The sequence below is a fragment of the Micromonospora sp. ATLC20 genome, assembly GCF_057196585.1.
In genome coordinates this window covers 1-792 of record NZ_JBXUOV010000404.1, presented here as the reverse complement: position 1 = coordinate 792, position 792 = coordinate 1, and the positions used below count along the sequence as shown (strand labels likewise).

Sequence of the window (792 nt, the reverse complement as noted above, 5' to 3'; positions counted from 1 at the left end):
GCGCACGCCGGCTCGGCGCGCTGCCCGCCGCGGCCGCCGCGCTGGCGGCGGTGGTGCTCGCCGGGGTCGGCCTCGCAGTGGACCGCTTCGACGCCGCACATCCCGTGCCGACCCATCTGATGTACGCGCTGGACGCGGGCACCGGGAAGGCGGCGTGGCTGACTCGCGAGGAGAAGCCGCAGCCCTGGACCGACGGTTACGTCGACCGGAGCATCTCGCTGGCCGACGACTTCCCCGGGCTGGGCGACGGCGAGATGCGCGCCGGACCGGCCACGGCCGCGCCCCTGCCCGCGCCGAAGGTGGAGACGCTCTCCGACACTCGCGACGGTGACCAGCGTGTGCTGCGCGTGCGGGTGGTGCCGCAGCGGCAGGTACGCCTGCTCACACTGCACGTCGACACCGGCACCGCCACACTGCGGTCCGCCACGGTGGCGGGGCGGAGCGTGCCGGTCGAGCCGGGCGACGGGAAGTGGGGGTTCGGGATCGTGTTCCACGCCCCGCCGCCGGAGGGTGTCGAGGTCACGCTGACGCTCGTGCCGCGCGGCGGTGCCGTGTCGGTGCGGGCGATGGACGCCAGTGACGGGCTCTCCGGGGTGCCCGGGTTCCGGAAGCGGCCGGCGGGTGTGGGAGTGGTCGGCTCGCACAGTTCGGAGATGCTGGCGGTGGCGCGCACGTACCCGCTCTGAGCGGTCCGCTCGATCGACACCGCCGCTCGATCGACACCACCTCGCCGAAGTGGGGGGGTTCTCCCCGGGCGCTTAATCCCCACTGCCGCGGACGGGCCGGGGCGGC

1 pseudogene is annotated in these 792 nt (G+C 75.1%); it reads left to right on the top strand.

The window, feature by feature from the left end:
* A pseudogene (locus tag AC2CHG_RS31630) lies at window positions 1-686 on the top strand (peptidase); the annotation flags it as partial.
* Window positions 687-792 lie beyond the last annotated feature (106 nt).